Annotated in this window: 13 protein-coding genes; 8 read left to right on the top strand and 5 right to left on the bottom strand. The window is 63.5% G+C overall.

The window, feature by feature from the left end; genetic code table 11:
* Nucleotides 1–47: 47 nt before the first annotated feature.
* The 3 genes from ggt to FJ443_RS28305 all read right to left on the bottom strand — a co-directional run bounded on the left by ggt (nucleotide 48) and on the right by FJ443_RS28305 (nucleotide 5,483).
* On the bottom strand, nucleotides 48–1,787 hold the full coding sequence (gene ggt, locus FJ443_RS28315; protein WP_140666512.1) for a gamma-glutamyltransferase: 1,740 nt from the start codon (nucleotides 1,785–1,787) through the stop codon (nucleotides 48–50).
* Nucleotides 1,788–2,001: 214 nt separating this feature from the next.
* Nucleotides 2,002–3,336, bottom strand: a complete 1,335-nt coding sequence (gene rhaI / locus FJ443_RS28310) for an L-rhamnose catabolism isomerase (protein ID WP_140666510.1) — start codon at nucleotides 3,334–3,336, stop codon at nucleotides 2,002–2,004.
* Nucleotides 3,337–3,380: 44 nt separating this feature from the next.
* Entirely contained in the window at nucleotides 3,381–5,483 is a 2,103-nt protein-coding gene (locus FJ443_RS28305; RefSeq protein ID WP_140666508.1) for a bifunctional rhamnulose-1-phosphate aldolase/short-chain dehydrogenase, read from the bottom strand.
* A gap of 187 nt (nucleotides 5,484–5,670) precedes the next feature.
* Here FJ443_RS28305 and FJ443_RS28300 point away from each other — a divergent pair, with 187 nt between their 5' ends.
* The 7 genes from FJ443_RS28300 (at nucleotide 5,671) to FJ443_RS28270 (ending at nucleotide 12,805) form a co-directional block, all read left to right on the top strand.
* Nucleotides 5,671–6,474, top strand: coding sequence for a DeoR/GlpR family DNA-binding transcription regulator (locus FJ443_RS28300; RefSeq protein ID WP_140496559.1), 804 nt, complete (start codon nucleotides 5,671–5,673; stop codon nucleotides 6,472–6,474).
* A 56-nt stretch (nucleotides 6,475–6,530) separates the two neighbouring features.
* Complete coding sequence (gene rhaS, locus FJ443_RS28295) at nucleotides 6,531–7,526, top strand: rhamnose ABC transporter substrate-binding protein (RefSeq protein WP_140496561.1); 996 nt, start codon at nucleotides 6,531–6,533, stop codon at nucleotides 7,524–7,526.
* An 81-nt stretch (nucleotides 7,527–7,607) separates the two neighbouring features.
* Complete coding sequence (locus FJ443_RS28290) at nucleotides 7,608–9,149, top strand: sugar ABC transporter ATP-binding protein (RefSeq protein ID WP_140666506.1); 1,542 nt, start codon at nucleotides 7,608–7,610, stop codon at nucleotides 9,147–9,149.
* Nucleotides 9,146–10,123, top strand: coding sequence for an ABC transporter permease (locus FJ443_RS28285; protein WP_140564780.1), 978 nt, complete (start codon nucleotides 9,146–9,148; stop codon nucleotides 10,121–10,123). The genes FJ443_RS28290 and FJ443_RS28285 overlap by 4 nt, the downstream gene beginning before the upstream one ends.
* Nucleotides 10,120–11,115: an ABC transporter permease gene (locus FJ443_RS28280; protein ID WP_140557654.1), complete on the top strand. Its 996-nt coding sequence runs from the start codon at nucleotides 10,120–10,122 to the stop codon at nucleotides 11,113–11,115. The genes FJ443_RS28285 and FJ443_RS28280 overlap by 4 nt, the downstream gene beginning before the upstream one ends.
* Nucleotides 11,115–11,432, top strand: a complete 318-nt coding sequence (gene rhaM, locus FJ443_RS28275; RefSeq protein WP_140496569.1) for an L-rhamnose mutarotase — start codon at nucleotides 11,115–11,117, stop codon at nucleotides 11,430–11,432. The genes FJ443_RS28280 and rhaM overlap by 1 nt, the downstream gene beginning before the upstream one ends.
* The gene (locus FJ443_RS28270; RefSeq protein WP_140666504.1) at nucleotides 11,429–12,805 is read left to right on the top strand and encodes an FGGY-family carbohydrate kinase; all 1,377 of its coding nucleotides are present in this window, start codon (nucleotides 11,429–11,431) and stop codon (nucleotides 12,803–12,805) included. The genes rhaM and FJ443_RS28270 overlap by 4 nt, the downstream gene beginning before the upstream one ends.
* Nucleotides 12,806–12,821: 16 nt before the next feature.
* On the opposite strand, the gene FJ443_RS28265 is transcribed toward FJ443_RS28270, so the two are convergent.
* Complete coding sequence (locus FJ443_RS28265) at nucleotides 12,822–14,072, bottom strand: D-amino acid dehydrogenase (protein WP_140666502.1); 1,251 nt, start codon at nucleotides 14,070–14,072, stop codon at nucleotides 12,822–12,824.
* 106 nt (nucleotides 14,073–14,178) lie between these two features.
* On the bottom strand, nucleotides 14,179–15,174 hold the full coding sequence (gene galE / locus FJ443_RS28260; protein WP_140666500.1) for a UDP-glucose 4-epimerase GalE: 996 nt from the start codon (nucleotides 15,172–15,174) through the stop codon (nucleotides 14,179–14,181).
* A gap of 115 nt (nucleotides 15,175–15,289) precedes the next feature.
* Between galE and FJ443_RS31490 the strand changes: the two genes are divergently transcribed.
* Nucleotides 15,290–15,525: hypothetical protein (locus FJ443_RS31490; protein ID WP_140528008.1), on the top strand; the 236-nt coding region annotated here is incomplete at its 3' end.

The following is a 15,525-nucleotide window of genomic DNA, read 5'->3' as shown; positions in this document are numbered from 1 at the left end:
GCGATTGCGGACGCGGGTTCACGCGCTTGCGGAGTGCGCCAGTCCCATCAGTAGCCGAGCGCCTCGCCGGAAGCGGCGCGGCTGTCGATGGCGCCATTGTAGCGCGCGCCGCCACCCTTCCCGATTTCCGCAAGGCTCTTGCCGCCGACCAGGATGCCCGCCGCCTGGCCCCAGGTCTTGTCGCTGAGATCGAGGTGATAACCCATGCCGGCCAGCAGCCTTTCGGTGTCCGGCGACAGTCCGAACGGCTCGATATAGACCGTGTCGGGCAGCCATTGATGATGGATGCGCGGCGCGTCGATCGCCTCCTGGATGTTCATGCCGTGGTCGATGACGTTGACGATGGCTTCCAGCGTAATGGTGATGATGCGCGAACCGCCGGGGCTGCCGATGACCATGAACGGCTTGCCGTCCTTGGCCACCACGGTCGGGCTCATCGACGACAGCGGCGTCTTCTTCGGCTGGATGGCGTTGGCCTCGCCCTGGACCAGGCCGTAGAGGTTGGGCACGCCGGGCTTCTGGGTGAAATCGTCCATCTCGTTGTTGAGCAGGATACCGGTGCCGTCGGCGACGACGCCGGCGCCAAACGAGCCGTTGAGCGTGTAGGTGACCGCGACCGCGTTGCCGTCCTTGTCGATGATCGAATAGTGGGTCGTCTCCTTGCTCTCGCCGAACCCCTTCGGCATCAGGTCCTGAGAGACGCCGGCCCGGAACGGGTCGATCTTGTCGCGAATGTCCTTGGCGTAGGCCTTGTCCAGCAGTTTCGAGACCGGATTGTCGACGAAATCGGGATCTCCGAGCGCCAAGTTGCGATCGACATAGGCGTGGCGCATGGCTTCGACCATGACATGCACGGTCTCGGCCGAACCGGCGCCAAGATAGGACAGCGGATAGCCTTCCAGCACGTTGAGGATTTCGCAGATGATGACGCCGCCGGAGCTTGGCGGCGGCGAGGAAATGATCTCGTAGCCGCGATAGGAACAGGTCACCGGCTTGAGCTCGCGCACCGCATATTGTTCGAAATCGCCCTTGGCCAGGATACCGCCCTTGGCGCCGCTTGCCTTGACGATGGCATCGGCGATGGCGCCCTTGTAGAAGGCGTCGGGGCCTTTTTCGGAAATCGCCGAGAGCGACGCGGCTAGGTCGGGTTGGACCAGCCGCTCGCCGATGCCATAGGGCTTGCCATCCGGCTTCAGGAATATGGCCGCCGCAGCTGGATCCTTCGCCAGCCTGTCGGCACCTCCGGCAAACGAGGCGGCGTCACCCTGATTGAGGATGAACCCGTCCTTGGCATAGCGAATGGCCGGCGCCATGAGGTCCTGCCGGGACAAGGTGCCGTATTTTTCGCGCGCCATCTCGAAACCGGCGACGGAGCCCGGCACGCCGACGGCGAGGTAGCCGTCGAGGCTGGCGCCTTTCACCGGTTTGCCGTCCTTGTCGAGATACATGGTCTTGGTCGCGGCCAGCGGCGCACGTTCGCGGAAATCGAGGAAGGTCGACTTGCCGTCCTTGAAGCGGACAGTCATGAAGCCGCCGCCGCCGATATTGCCGGCATTGGGATAGACGACGGCGAGCGCATAACCAACGGCGACCGCCGCATCGACGGCGTTGCCGCCCTTCTTCAGGACTTCGACGCCCACCTCCGACGCCAGATGCTGCGCGGTGACAACCATGCCGTTCTCGCCTTTGGCAGGCGCTGGCGAGGCGGCGAAGGCGGCCGCCCATGGCGCGAAAGCGATTGTGAAGGAGAGGCTGACGGCGATCAGCGTGCGGCGAGTGATATGCATGGCGAGGCTCCTGGCGGGGGACGCCTAGGAAACCGTGTTGGGGTGATCGAGTCCACTAACAATTGAGGGAGCACGAGAAAGAGCCCCACCCGGATTGCCATCCGACCTCTTCCCTAGTCTAGTGGAGAGGAGGCTGTCAGCGCTCGCGCCAGTCTCTTCTCCCCAGCGGGGAGAAGGTGGCCGCGAAGCGACCGGATGAGGGGCGGGATCGGCCTCAGACAATGCCACCGCTGCCGCCGGCAACGGCCGGGCGTTCCGCCGCGACCTTGGCGCGGTAGCCTGCCGCCCGGTAAGCGGCGACCGGATCGATGGCGCCGCCGGTGTTCAGCCGCGCCATGGCCAAGATCGGCTCGACATCGGTGCGGTAGGCTGATTTTAGCGTCTGCGTTGCCATCAGCGCGTCATTGCCGTCCTGAAAACCTTCAAGCGCCTTGCGGTCGACCAGCAGCGCCTGCGCGTAGGCGCGCTGCACCTCGACCGCGGACAGCATCAGGCTCTCGATCGGATCGGTGACGTTGTGGCTCTGGTCGAGCATATGCGCCGGATCGAAGCCGTCGGCGCCGGACAGTTCGGCGTCGACCAGTTCGTTGAAGACCAGGAACAGCCGGTAGGGGTCGATCGAACCGGCATCGAGGTCGTCGTCGCCATATTTCGAATCGTTGAAGTGGAAGCCGCCGAGTTTCCTGAACTGGATCAGCCGCGACACGATCATCTCGATGTTGACGTTGGGCGCGTGGTGGCCGAGGTCGACCAGGCAGAACGCCTTGTCGCCGAGTTCCTTGGCAATAATGTAATTGGTGCCCCAATCCTGCACGACGGTGGAATAGAAGGCAGGCTCGTATATCTTGTGTTCGGTAAACAGCTTCCAGTCAGCGGGCAGCCCGACATAGACCTCTTTCATGGCATCGAGATAGCGCTCGAACGCCTTGGCGAAGTTGACCTGGCCGGGGAAGTTCGAGCCGTCGCCGATCCACACCGTCAGCGCCTTCGACCCAAGCGTCTTGCCGATCTCGATGCATTCGAGATTGTGCTCGACCGCTTGCCGGCGCGTTCCGGCATCGGCATGCGAGAGCGAGCCGAATTTGTAGGACAGCTTTTGGTCCCTGGCGTCGGAGAACGTATTGGAGTTCATGGCGTCGAAGCCGAGGCCGAAACGCGAGGCCGCCTGCTTCAGCCGGTTCGGGTCGGCCTTGTCCCAGGGAATGTGCAGCGACACCGTCGGTGTCGCCTGCGTCAATTGCTTGATGACGGCGCAATCCTCGATCTTGTCGAAGATGTCGCGCGGTTCGCCGGCGCCGGGGAAACGGGCAAAGCGCGTGCCGCCGGTACCGACACCCCAGGAGGGGATCGCCACCGCGAATTTCTCGACCTTGTTTCGGATCGCGTCGATGGCGATGCCGCGACGGTCGAGCCGTTCGCCGAGCGAGGCGTAGTCACGCTCGAGGTCGGCCTTGCGCGCCGCGTTGTTTTTTTCGACGACGTCGGCCGAGATGATGGTTTCGGACACTGCTGTTCCTCCCAAATTTCGTTCAGCTGGCGCTGCCCCCATCCGCCTGCCGGCACCTTCTCCCCGTGAATGGGGAGAAGGAGGGCCTAGCGCGTAAAGCTTTGCGCGTTGCCGGCGTCGACATTGACGATGTTGCCGGTCGACTTGGCCGACATGTCGGAGGCGAAGAAATAGATCGCCTCGGCGATGTCCTCGGGAAACACCGAGCGCTTAAGCATCGAGCGCGAGCGGTAATGTTCCTCGAGGTCGTCGGTCGACATCTTGTAGGCGGCGGCGCGCTGTTCCTTCCACTCGCCGGACCAGATCTTGGAACCGCGCAGTACGGCGTCCGGATTGACGACGTTGACCCTGATCTGCGCCTCCGCGCCCTCCAGCGCCAGGCAGCGGGCGAGATGGATCTCGGCGGCCTTGGCGGTGCAATAGGCGGCAGCGTTCGGCGAGGCGGCAAGGCCGTTCTTGGAGGCGACGAAAACGACGTTGCCGCCGATCTTCTGCACCCTGAACAGCCGGAACGCTTCCCGCGAGACCAGGAAATAGCCCGTCGACAGGATGTCCATGTTCTTGTTCCACAGCGCCAGCGTCGTGTCCTCGATCGGCGCCGAGGAGGCGAGGCCGGCGTTGGAGACCAGAATATCGATGCCGCCGAACTCGACCGCCGTTTCGGCGAAGCCGGCGACGACCTGATCCTCCGACGTGACGTTGATGACCACGGGGCGGACAAAATCCTTGCCATAGGCCTTGGCCAGTTCCTCATTGGCGCTGGCAAGTGCTGTCTCGTCGATGTCGGCGAGCACCACGCAGGCGCCTTCGCGCAGCAGCCGGCTCGCCGTCGCGCGGCCGATGCCGCCCGCGCCGCCAGTGACGAGCGCGATCTTGCCGGCAAGAGCCTTGGGCTTCGGCATGCGCTGCAGCTTCAGATCCTCGAGCAGCCAGTATTCGATGTCGAAGGCTTCCTGCGCAGGCAGGCCGACATAGGAGGAGACGGTCGAGGCGCCGCGCATGACGTTGATGGCGTTGACGTAGAACTCCCCCGAAATGCGCGCCGTGGCCTTGTCGCCGGCGAAGGTGAACATGCCGACGCCGGGCATCAGATAGACGACGGCGTTGGGATCGCGGATGGCGGGCGAGTCCGCATGCTTGCAGCTGTCATAATAGGCCTGGTAGCCGACGCGGTATTCGGCAATGTCGTCGGCCAGCCGCGCGATGACGGCATCGACATCGGGCTTGGCCGGATCGAACTCAATGACCAGCGGCCGGATCTTGGTGCGCAGGAAATGGTCCGGGCATGAGGTGCCGAGTGCCGCCAGCGGGCGCAGATCCCTGGAATTGACGAATTCGAGCACGGCGGCGGAATCGTCGAAATGGCCGAGCTTATGACTCTTTTCCGAGATGAGGCCGCGGATCCTCGGCATCAGCTTCGCGGCGATGGCGCGGCGTTCGGCGGCGTCGAGCGACTTGACCGCTTCGCCACCGAAGATCGCGACGCCCTCGGAACGCCGCTCGAACCACTCGATCGCCTGGTTGATCACCGAGATCGTCGTTTCGTAGCATTCCTTCGGGCTTTCGCCCCAGGTGAACAGGCCGTGGCTTTCCAGGATGACGCCCTTGGCGGCTGGATGGTCAAAGCAGAATTTCTCCAGCCACAGGCCGAGTTCGAAGCCCGGCCGCTTCCACGGCAGCCAGCCTATGGCATCGCCGAAGATTTCTTTCGTCAAGGCCTTGGAATCTTTGGCGGCCGCGATGGCGATGATGGCGTCGGGATGCATGTGATCGACATAGGGCTTCGGCACGTAGGCATGCAGCGGCGTGTCGATCGAGGCGGCGCGCGGATTGAGATTGAAGGTGCAATGAGGCAGATAACCCACCATCTCGTCTTCATGCTCGACGCCGCGATAAAGGCCTTTGAGGGCTCGCAATTTGTCCATGTAGAGCGTGGCAAAACCATCAAGCTTGATCGAAGCGCTGTCGCCGCCGGAGCCCTTCACCCACAGCACTTCCACGTCCTGTCCGGTGAGCGGATCCTGTTGCCGGATTTTCGACGATGTGTTGCCGCCGCCGTAATTGGTGACACGCTTGTCGGAGCCGAGCGTGTTCGAACGATAGACCAGAAGCTCGGGATCGCTCATCCCCCTTGCCTTCGCATCATCCCAAAGATTGGCGAGGCGCGAGCCGGAGCGCTTGTCGAGCATGGGTAATCCTCCCTTGAAGCGCGGACGGTGCGCTCCTCTTTTCGTCGGGAATGTCTACGCAAGGCGTGGCTTTGTCAATCACAAACGATCAACATCAATCATATTGCACTGCACAATGAAATTATATGATCGGAAATGATTGACACTGCGCGATTTCTAATGCCAGATGGCCATGCAGGGAGGAACCATGCACGAAAAAGAGCGCCACAGGATCATTCTGTCCGCCGTCCAGGAAAAGCCTGTGGTGACGGTGCAGGAAATGGTCGACCTGACGGAGTCGTCCGAGGCGACGATCCGGCGCGATATCGCGGCCCTGCACGTGCAAAAGCGACTGCGCCGGGTGCGCGGCGGCGCCGAGGCGATCACGCCGCCACAGTTCATCGGCCTTGCCGGCCGGCCTTTTTCCGTCAACGAGACGCTCAACGCCGCGCAGAAGCGGGCGATAGCGCGGGAAGCGGTGGAGCTCTGCAAGGACGGCGAGCCGATCATCATCAACGGCGGCACCACCACCTTCCAGATGGTGCATTTCCTGACCGGCCGCCGCATGCCGATCTTCACCAATTCCTTCCCGATCGCCGAAAGCCTGCTCAAGCACTCCAAGAACACGGTGATGCTGTCCGGCGGCACCATCTACCGCGAGCAGAACATCATCCTGTCGCCCTTCGACAATGACGTGACGCGCAATTTCTACGCGCGCCGCATGTTCATGGGCGCCCAGGGGCTCGGGCCGCTCGGCCTGATGGAAGGCGATCCGCTGTTGATCCAGGCGGAGCAGAAGTTGATCGACCAGGCCGACGAGCTGGTGGTGCTGGTCGATTCCTCGAAATTCCGCAAACGCTCCAGCCTGATCCTGTGCGGCCTGTCGCGCATCGCCACCGTCATCACCGACGACGGCATCGAGGACCGCGAGGCAAAGATGCTCGAAACAGCGGGGGTAACGCTGATCGTCGCCCGCAAGTCGGCAAAGGAAGAATCTTCGCTGCAAGCCTGAGACACCCTCACGCCCGCAGCGGCGATGGAATGCAACGCTCAAGGGAGGAATATTCGATGAGCTTTCTGAAGAAACTGATGGTTACGGCGGCCTTTTCCGCCGCCATGGTCGTGAATGCCGCCTATGCCGAGAACGTCAAGATCGCGCTGGTGGTGAAGTCGCTCGGCAACGGCTTCTTCGACGCCGCCAACAAGGGCGCCGAAGAGGCGGCCAAGGAACTGGGCGATGTCGACATCATCTACACCGGCCCGACCAAGGCGACCGCCGAAGCGCAAATCGAGGTGGTCAATTCACTGATCGCGCAAAAGGTCAACGCTATCGCCATCTCGGCCAATGACGCCGACGCGCTGGTGCCGGTGCTGAAGAAGGCCATGGAGCGCGGCATCACCGTCATCTCCTGGGATTCGGGCGTCGCCAAGGAAGGCCGCCAGCTTCACCTGAACCCGTCCGACACCGGCCTGATCGGCGAGACCATCATCAAGCTCGCCGCCGACTATTTGCCGGAGGGCGGCGACGTCGCCATCCTGTCGGCCTCCTCGACCGCGACCAACCAGAATGCCTGGATCGACGCGGCCAAGAAGGTGCTGCCGGAGAAATTCCCGAAGATCAAGCTCGTCGCCACCGTCTATGGCGACGACGATTCGGCCAAGAGCACCGACGAAGCCAAGGGCCTGCTGAAGTCCTATCCGAACCTCAAGGCGATCATCGCGCCGACCACCGTCGGCGTCGTCGCCGCTGCCCAGGTCGTCACCGATGAGAAGCTGATCGGCAAGGTCAACGTCACCGGCCTCGCGCTGCCGTCGGAGTTCAAGAAGTTCATCGACAACGGCGCTTCACAGGCCGTGGCTCTTTGGAACCCGATCGATCTCGGTTACTCCGCCGTCTACCTCGCCCACGATCTGGCGGTGAAGAAGGAAGAGGCCAAGCCCGGTGCGACGCTGTCGATCGGCCGCGTCGGCAAGGTCACGCTCGACGACACCAATTCGGCTGCGATGGCTCCGCCCTTCCAGTTCGACAAGACCAACATCGAGAAGTTCTCCAAGATCTACTGATCCGGAGCTTCAAGCTGACGCGGCGGGGTTCACGCCCCGCCGCAACTTCAAACGCACCTTGTTTCAGGGCTTGATACGACCATGGACACGACAGCCCAACACGGCACGGTGAAGGATGGGCCCCAGGCCTCCACGCCACGCCTGACGCTGTCCGGCATCTCGAAGAGCTTTCCAGGCGTGCGCGCGCTGCACAATGTCAGCCTGTCGCTCTATCCGGGCCAGGTGACGGCGCTGATCGGGGAAAACGGCGCCGGCAAGTCGACGCTGGTCAAGATCATGACCGGCATCTACCAGCCCGATGCGGGCACGATCAGCATAGACGGGCAGGACGTCACCCTGCCCAGCGCGCACGCCGCCTTCGGCCACGGCGTTACCGCCATCCATCAGGAAACCGTGCTGTTCGACGATCTGACTGTCGCCGAAAACATCTTTCTCGGCCATGCGCCGCGCACCCGCTTTGGCACCATCGACTGGCGCACCATGCGCAGAAATGCGCGCGAAGTGCTCGACACCATGCATGCCCGCCATATCGACGCCGATGCAAGGCTGAAGGACCTCGGCATCGCCAACAAGCATCTCGTTGCCGTGGCGCGGGCCATGTCGATCGACGCGCAGATCGTCATCATGGACGAACCGACGGCCGCCCTTTCGATGAAGGAGATCGAAGAGCTCTTTTTGCTGATCGAGTTCCTCAAGAGCGAAGGCAAGGCGATCCTGTTCATCAGCCACAAGTTCGACGAGATCTACCGCATCGCCGACCGCTACACCGTGTTCCGCGACGGCGAGATGGTCGGCGAAGGGCTGATCAAGGATGCCGCCCAGAGCCAGATCGTGCGCATGATGGTGGGCCGTGCGGTCGATCACATCTTTCCACAGCGCAAGGCCGAGATCGGCGCGCAGGTGCTGTCGGTCTCCGGCCTGTCGCACCCCACCGAATTCAACGACATCGGTTTCGAACTGCACAAGGGCGAGATTCTCGGCTTCTACGGTCTTGTGGGCGCCGGCCGCAGCGAGGTGATGCAGGCGATTTCAGGGATCACTCGCACCTCCGGCGGCACGATCACGCTGGACGGCAAGTCGATCGTGCCGAAATCGGCGGCGGATTCGATCGAGGCCGGCATCGTCTACGTGCCGGAGGAACGCGGCAAGCAAGGCGTGGTGATCGGCCTGCCCATCTTCCAGAATGTTTCTCTCCCGTCGCTGGCACGCACCTCCAAATCCGGCGTGCTGCGGCTGGCGGAGGAATTTTCGCTCGCCCGCTCCTACACCGAGCGGCTCGACCTCAGGGCCTCCTCGCTCAGCCAGGATGTCGGCACGCTGTCGGGCGGCAACCAGCAGAAGATCGTCATTGCCAAATGGCTGGCGACCACGCCCAAGGTCATCATCCTGGACGAGCCGACCAAGGGCATCGACATCGGCTCCAAGGCCGCCGTGCACGGCTTCATGGCCGAGCTGGTGGCGCAAGGCCTGTCGGTTATCATGGTGTCGTCGGAGCTGCCCGAAATCCTCGGCATGTCCGACCGCGTCGTCGTCATGCGCGAGGGCCTTGTCGCGGCCGTCTACGACAACAACGGACTGGACGCCGAGACGCTGGTCCGGACGGCGGCGGGGATCGCGGCATGAAAACTTTGCTGAAATATCGCGAAATCTGGTTGCTGGCGGCCATCGTCGTGCTGATCGGGCTGATCTCGACGCGTTTTCCCGCCTTCGCCGACCCCGGCAATTTGCGCCAGGTGTTCAACGACACCTCGATCCTGATGATCCTGGCGCTCGGGCAGATGGTGGTCATCCTGACCCGTTCGATCGACCTGTCGATGGCGTCGAACCTCTGCTTTACCGGCATGGTGGTGGCGATGCTGAACGCCGCTCACCCGGCGATCCCGATCCCGCTGCTGATCGTCATTGCCCTGGTCGTCGGCCTGGTGCTCGGCGCCATCAACGGCCTTCTGGTGTGGCGGCTGAACATCCCCTCGATCGTGGTGACATTGGGCACGCTGACCATCTATCGCGGTGCCACCTTCGTCATCTCCGGCGGCGCCTGGGTCAATGCCGACAAGATGAGCCCCGAGTTCATCGGCTTCCAACGCGCGGCCTTACTCGGCATTCCGGTGCTGTCCTGGATCGCCATTCTGGTCATCGCGCTGTTCTTCATCCTGATGACGCGCACCGCGCTCGGCCGCTCGATCTATGCCATCGGCGTCAATCCTACGGCGTCGGTTTATGCCGGCATCGATGTCGGGCGGACGAAATTCATCGTCTTCTGCATCTCCGGCATGATCGGCGGGCTCGCCGGCTATCTCTGGATCTCACGCTACGTGATCGCCTCGGTCGAGGTCGCCAATGGCTACGAGCTCAACATCATCGCCGCTTGCGTCATCGGCGGCATCTCGATTGCCGGCGGCATCGGTTCGGTCGGGGGCGCGGTGTTGGGGGCGCTGTTCCTGGGCATCATCTCCAACGCGCTGCCGGTCATCAACATCTCGCCCTTCTGGCAGATGGCGATTTCGGGCAGCGCCATCATCCTCGCCGTCGTGCTCAACGCGCGCGGCGAACGCCAGCAGGGCCGCATCATCCTGAGAAAAATGGAGGCGGCATGAGCGACGTCCCTGCCCCGCGCCACATTCCGGACCGGCTCGACAAGCCGTTTCGTTCGGCGATCTTTTCCTGGGAAGCGCTGCTGGTCGTGGTGGCCCTCGCCATCTTCGCCATCAACAGCTTCGCCTCGCCCTATTTCCTCGACCCCTATTCGCTGTCGGACCTGACCTTCAACTTCACCGAGAAGGGCCTGATCGCCTTCGCCATGGCGCTGCTGATCATTTCGGGCGAGATCGACCTGTCGGTCGCCGCCATCATCGCGCTGGCCTCGACCATGATGGGCATGGCGGTGCAGGCCGGCGCCGGAACGCCGGTGCTGGTGGCGATCGGCATCGTCGTCGGGCTCGGCTGCGGCGCCTTCAACGGCCTGCTGGTCACGAGGCTTGGCCTGCCCTCGATCGTCGTCACCATCGGCACGATGAGCCTGTTTCGAGGCATCGCCTTCATCATCCTCGGCGACCAGGCCTACAAGGGTTATCCCGAGAGCTTCGCCTTCTTCGGCCAGGGTTACGTCCGGTGGGTGGTGTCGTTCGAATTGGTGCTCTTTCTCATCGCCGCCGTCGTCTACTGGTTCGTGCTGCACCGCACGAGTTTCGGCCGCCGCGTCTTCGCCATCGGCAACAATCCGGTCGCGGCACAGTTTTCCGGCGTGCGTGTCGGCCGCATCAAGTTCATCCTGTTCTGCCTGACCGGGCTGATGTCCGGCATCGCCTCTGTGCTGATCACCTCCCGGCTCGGTTCGACCCGTCCCTCGATCGCGCAGGGCTATGAGCTGGAAGTCATCACCATGGTGGTGCTTGGCGGCGTCAGCATCCTTGGCGGCGCAGGCAGCATTGTCGGCGTCGTGCTCGCCGCCTTCATCATGGGGCTGGTGACCTTCGGGCTCGGCCTGCTCAACGTGCCCGGCATCGTCATGTCGATCTTCATCGGCCTGCTCCTGATCATCGTCATCGCGCTGCCGATCGTCTGGCGGCGGCTGCGCGGGGGACACTGATGGCCGAAAAATACGCGTTCAAGATGATGCTCAAGCCCGGCATGAAGGCGGAATACAAGAAGCGTCACGACGAGATATGGCCATCGCTGGTCGCGCTGTTGAAGCAGGCCGGGGTTTCCGACTATTCCATCCATCTCGACGAGGAGACCAACATCCTGTTCGGCGTGCTGTGGCGGCGGGACGACCATGGCATGGCCGACCTGCCGAAGCATCCGGTGATGCAGCGCTGGTGGGCAGACATGGCCGACCTCATGGAGACCAGGCCTGACAATGAGCCGGTGGCCGTGCCCCTGGAAACCATGTTCCACATGGCATGAGTGCCCCGCGCCACATCGCCGTCATCGACATCGGCAAGACCAACGCCAAGGTGGCGCTGGTCGACCTCGCCACGCTGCGCGAGGTCTCGCTGCGCCGAGTGGCGAACGCGCCGGTGCGGCAAGCCCGCTACCCGCATCACGACGTCGAGGCGCTGTGGGCCTTCATCCTCGACAGTCTTGCCGATCTCAACCGCGAACAGACCATCGACGCCGTTTCGATCACTACCCATGGCGCGACGGGCGCTCTGGTTGAGGCCTCCGGCGAACTGGTGTTGCCCGTGCTCGACTACGAATTCGACGGCCCCGAGGAACTCGCGGCCGAGTATGACGCGATCCGTCCGCCCTTCGCTGAAACCGGCACGCCGCGGCTGCCGCTCGGCCTCAATCTCGGCGCGCAATTCTTCTGGCAGCAGAAGCGCTTTCCGACGGAATTCGCCAGGGCAACGGCGATGTTGATGTATCCCCAATATTGGGCGCTGCGGCTGACCGGCATCGCCGCCAACGAGGTGACCTCGCTCGGCTGCCACACCGATCTGTGGAACCCGTGGAAAGCGGATTTTTCGGCAATGATCGACCGCCTCGGTTGGCGCGCGTTGATGGCGCCGGTGCGGCCGGCAAGGGACCGGCTCGGCCCGCTCCTGCCGGCGCTTGCCGAGCGAACGGGGCTCGATCCGCAGACGCCCGTGTTCTGCGGCCTGCACGATTCCAACGCCTCGCTGCTGCCGCATCTTCTCGCCGACGCGCCGCCTTTCAGCGTCGTCTCGACCGGCACCTGGGTGGTGTCGATGTCGGTCAGCGGCAGATCGGTGGCGCTCGACCCGGCGCGTGATACGCTGGTCAACGTCAACGCGCTGGGCGATCCCGTGCCATCGGCGCGCTTCATGGGCGGCCGCGAATTTTCCGTGCTGACGGATGATCAGCCGGAGAACTCGACCGAAGACGATGTCGGGGCCGTGCTGGCAAAAAGGACGCTGCTGCTGCCATCGACACAACAGGGGTCGGGACCGTTCCCGCATCATGCGGCGGCGTGGCTCAACGCTGACGGCATGAACAGCGGCCAGCGCTTTGCCGCCATCTCTTTCTATCTGGCGCTGATGACGGCGACCTGCCTCGATCTGATCGGCGCCGACGGCCCGACCATTGTCGAAGGCCCTTTCGCCCGCAACCGGCTCTTTGTCGGCATGCTGGCGGCGGCGACCGCCAGAAGCGTCGTCGCCTCCGAAGCCGCGACCGGCACCAGCATCGGCGCCGCGTTGCTGGCATCGGACAAGGCTGAGGCGCATGGCAAGGGTTTGAGACAAGAACCGCCGGTCGACCCCGCCTTGACGGATTATGCAAGCACCTGGCGTGCGGCGGTCGAAGGGCGGGGCTAACTACGGATCCGCTTGCCTAGTCTTCATAGACCAGCCCCTGTGGATCGATTTCGGGCTTTCGGCCGGCGACGAGGTCGGCGAGGAATTTGCCCGAGCCGCAGGCCATGGTCCATCCGACATGGCCGTGGCCGGTGTCGAGATAGAGATTTTTGTAGCGGGCCCGGCCGATGACCGGCACGGAATTGGGCATCATCGGCCGCAGGCCCGCCCAGAACATGGCCTTCTTCTCGTCGAAGGCGCCAGGGAAAAGATCCTTGCCGGTGCTGATGATGGTATTGAAGTCAGCGGGCTTGAAGCTTCGGTCAAAGCCGGTGAACTCGGCCGTCGAGGACATCCGCAAGCGGTTGCCCAGCCTGGAATAGCCGATCAGCCGGTCCTCGTCGGCGCCGCCCATGGTCGGCCCCTTGCTTTCGTCCTCCAGGGGAATCGTCGCCGTATAGCCTTTCACTGGATAGACCGGCAGGTCGATGCCGTAGCGGCGGCCGAGCAGGCCGCTTTCCGGGCCCATTGCGATGACAACCACATCGCCGGCCACCGGGCCTGACGAGGTGATGACGGCCCGCACCCTGTCGCCTTCGATATCGAAACCTTCGACCGTGGTGCCGAACCGGAACTCGGCGCCAAGCCTCTCGGTCGCATAGGCGGCGAGCCTGTCGACAAACAGTTTGGAATCGCCAGTCTGGTCAGTGGGCGAATAAACCCCGCCGGCTATCTTGTCCTTCACCCCGGCAAGCCCCGGCTCCAGTTCGACCAGCCGGTCGCGCCCGACGATCTCGATCGGCAAGCCATGCTCGGCAAGATAGCGATAATTGTCGGTCCCGGTGTCGAGACTCTTCTGCGAGCGGAAGAAGTAGAGGATGCCCTTCTTGCGCTCGTCATAGTGGATGCCGGTCGCCTCCGACAGCGCATTGATGCAGTCGCGCGAATAGAGCGCGAGCCGCAGCTTGACGTCGGTGTTGGCGCGCAGGCGCGCCACCGTGCACTGGCGCAGGAAGCGCAGGCTCCAGGCGAGAAAATAGGGATCGAAGCGCAGTCGCACCTTGATGCCGAGATCGTGGTTGTAGAGCCCGCGCAGGAAGGTCTTCAGCGCCGCCGGGGAAGCCCAGGCGGTGGCATCGCCCGGCGACACCAGCCCGGCATTCGACTGGCTGGTGCCCCGCGCCGGCGCCGGATGACGCTCGATGACGGTGACCTCATGGCCGTCGCTCGCCAGATAGTAGGCGGCCGCCGTGCCGACGACGCCGGCCCCGAGCACCGTTATCTTCATGTCGTCCCCCCAAAAAAGGTCGAACCGGGCAGCGCGCTTCCGCACCCTCCGCGAACGCTTCCATAGCGCTTCGCGGAGCGGCTTGCGAGCCCTTGGGAAAACCCGCTCAACCGCGTGCGGAATTCTTCCCCGTCAGGATACGCTCCCAGGCGAGCGCATCTGCAACGATCTGGTCGAGATCGTCGCGTTGCGGCGTCCAGCCGAGTTCCGTCCGGGCGAGATCGGAATTGGCAACCACCGCGGCGGCGTCACCGGGGCGGCGCTCGCCCGTCCTGACCTCGAAATCATGGCCGAAGGCGCGGCGCACGCTCTCGATCACCTCCAGCACCGAGTAGCCGTGGCTGTAGCCGCAATTGGCGACGAGGCTCGCGCCCCCGGCGCGCAGCCGCTCAAGGGCCAGGCGATGCGCCGCGGCCAGGTCGCTGACATGGATATAATCGCGCATGCAGGTGCCGTCGGGCGTCGGATAATCGGTGCCGTACACCTGCATGAACGGCCGCTTGCCGAGCGCCGTCTCGCAAGCGACCTTGATCAGATGCGTGGCGCCCGGCGTCGACTGGCCGGTGCGCCCCCTGGGATCGGCGCCCGCGACGTTGAAATAGCGCAGCGCCGTGTAGCGCAGGCCATGCGCGATCGCCGCATCGCGCAGCATCCATTCGCTCATCAGCTTGGAGAGGCCGTAGGGCGATTCCGGCGTCAGGCTGGCATCCTCGCGCACCGGTTCCAGCCCAGCGCCGCCATAGACGGCGGCGGTCGAGGAGAAGATGAAGTTCGGTACGCCCTCGCGCACCGCCGTTTCGATCAGCGTGCGCGTCTTGCAGGTGTTGTTCTCGTAGTAGCCGAGCGGATCGGCGACGGATTCGGGAACGACGATCGAGCCCGCGAAATGGATGATCGCGTCGACATTGTTGTCGCGGATGATGGAGCCGACCAATTCCTTGTCGGCGACGTCGCCGACGACCAGCTTTGCCTCCGGTGCCACCGCCCATTCGAAACCGGTCGAAAGCCGGTCGAGAACGACCACGCTTTCGCCCGCATCCAGCAATTCCCAGACCATATGGCTGCCGATATAGCCGGCGCCGCCTGTCACCAAAACCGTCATTCCGCGTCCTCGCATTCAAGATCTATCGGAAACTGTCTCAACACCCGCTCTACTGGAAAGCCCGCCCTATGACCAATAAAACCCTGCGTAACCGACTTGGCCGGCATATGGCATCATGTCGAAACAAAAGCGCCCTACAGGCCGTTATCGCCAGGAAATAGGCCATGATCCGCCCCTCGTTAGGAACAGGTGCGGGGCGTGGCATTTTGACCAAAACGGGCCGGTGGACGGCCAATCGGGCAATGATTATGATCCAGCCCAAAACTGGGAAGCCGACATGAATTATCAGCGGTTCTTCGAGGACGCGATCGACCAGCTCCATGCGGAACGACGCTACCGCGTCTTTGCCGA

Origin of the sequence: Mesorhizobium sp. B2-6-1 (genome assembly GCF_006440475.1) — a bacterium.
Lineage (GTDB): Bacteria > Pseudomonadota > Alphaproteobacteria > Rhizobiales > Rhizobiaceae > Mesorhizobium.
Note: the sequence above shows the minus strand (reverse complement) of the source record. Positions and strands in the feature narration are given on the sequence as shown.